A 1,842-nucleotide genomic window follows, 5' to 3' on the forward strand; every position below is an offset into this window, starting at 1 on the left:
TTATCCTTAACTTCTTTTTTACTCATCTTATGCTTCCTTCATTTCCCTTAGCGCATTTGTTGTAACTTGAGAAACGTTGATATTATTCTCTTTCGCCCAGTTATTCAATTCTTCTGGGAGTGAAATATTCCGGCGCACGGTTTTACCATACTGGTTAAGACACTTTGCCATATTTACTGTAACCCACATAACTGAATCGTCTTTACCAAGCTTCCACTTTCTTGGATCTTGTACTTCTGGATAGTCCGCCATATCACTAATCATCGTTGCTATAGCATTCTCAGCATGAAGAACAGCTTCCTGCATAGTTTTACCATCCGTAACCATCCCCTTAATATTGGGAGAAGAGATCCCATAATAGTGACCTGCCTCGTCATTACATTCTGTTAGAATCACTGGATAAATTAAAATTTTTTCTTTCATAATTAGTAGTTAATATGCCATCTTCACGATTATTTACTTTTCTTCACTTACCTCATCCATAAATCTTCCCAACGCCTCTTGCCACGTTGGCACTTCAAATCCAGTTGCCTTGACTTTATCCAAACTCATGATTGAATGCCGAGGACGATAAGCCTTTTGTGGATATTCTGCTGAAGTAACGGGACTAACTTCAACTTTTTCGTTTTTTAAAATCTCTCGAGCAAATTCATACCAAGTACAAGAACCATCATTTGACAATTGGTAAGTACCATATGGAATTTGGTGTTCAACCGCATACAACATAAATTCAGCCAGAGTCCGCGTCCATGTAGGTCGACCAACTTGATCATCAACTACTGTTAAATGATCATGAGTCTTGGCTAGACGGAGCATCGTGTAGACAAAGTTCTTTCCGTATTCACCAAAGACCCAGGAAGTCCGAATAATGTAATACCGATCCATGATTGATTTAACTGCTTCTTCACCGGTTAATTTAGCCTTACCATACTCATTTTTCGGATTTGTTGACGCATCGACCTGGTACTCGCCTTCGTTAGTGCCGTCAAAAACATAGTCAGTACTAATATAGACCATCGTTGCACCAATTGATTGCGCAGCCGTGGCAACATTTTTGGTTCCGTCCTCATTGACTTGCCAATTAAGATTCTTAGCTTCATCTTCTGCCTTGTCAACAGCGGTATAAGCAGCACAATGAAAAACAACGGCTGGTTTTAATTCTGCAAACTTAGCCTTAACTTGGTTTTGGTCGGTAATATCTAATTCTTTTGAACCACAAGCATCGTAAGCAATTTTCTTTTCATCTAACAAGTGACATAATTCGGTACCCAGTTGACCATGAGCACCAGTGATTAAGATTTTTGACATTTAATAATTCCCCCTCAAAAATAACTTTTATTCATTTATCAACACTTGATTATCTTTCATAATTTCATCGAATCCTGAAACTTCGGCGATTTGCTTCTCCAGTCCTTCAAGTGCAGTATTGATAGTTTGCTTTTTTAATTTGGCTTTATGAGTAAAGTCATTCAATATATAGTAAAACTTTGCATTGCTTCGGACCGGTGATGTAACTCTGACATCAAAATTAAACGCTTTAGCATAATTTAAATCGTTAGGTCGAGCAGATGTTTTTACTAAACGTTCTATCCCCGATTTAGTGGGAATTGAAAAATCAAAATGAGATGAAATCCCACCGCCATTAGCAATTTCAACGTTGGGCGTGTAGAGGACTTCCTGCTTCAATAAGAAATCTTCAACAATATCATTAAAGGCTTCTTTGACATTTCCCTTACTCAAATAAGAAATATCGTTAATTCGCATAATTGCTTGTAATAATCGGTTCTTCGCTACCGCAAAATGCTCTAATGAGGTTCTAATTAACAAAGCTTCATCTTCCTG

Annotated in this window: 3 protein-coding genes; all 3 read right to left on the reverse strand. The window is 37.8% G+C overall.

What is annotated here, in order from left to right; genetic code table 11:
• Nucleotides 1-27: 27 nt before the first annotated feature.
• Complete coding sequence (locus HMPREF0549_RS04995; protein WP_003717180.1) at nt 28-423, reverse strand: type II toxin-antitoxin system HicB family antitoxin; 396 nt, start codon at nt 421-423, stop codon at nt 28-30.
• Between the two features lie 33 nt (nt 424-456).
• Nucleotides 457-1,308 carry a dTDP-4-dehydrorhamnose reductase gene (gene rfbD, locus HMPREF0549_RS05000; RefSeq protein WP_003717181.1) on the reverse strand — a complete coding sequence of 284 codons (852 nt, stop codon included), beginning with the start codon at nt 1,306-1,308 and terminating at the stop codon, nt 457-459.
• A gap of 27 nt (nt 1,309-1,335) precedes the next feature.
• A partial coding sequence (locus tag HMPREF0549_RS09745) for a DUF1829 domain-containing protein (RefSeq protein WP_003717182.1) occupies nt 1,336-1,842 on the reverse strand: 507 nt, incomplete at its 5' end.

Origin of the sequence: Limosilactobacillus vaginalis DSM 5837 = ATCC 49540, assembly GCF_000159435.1 — a bacterium.
Classification (GTDB): domain Bacteria; phylum Bacillota; class Bacilli; order Lactobacillales; family Lactobacillaceae; genus Limosilactobacillus; species Limosilactobacillus vaginalis.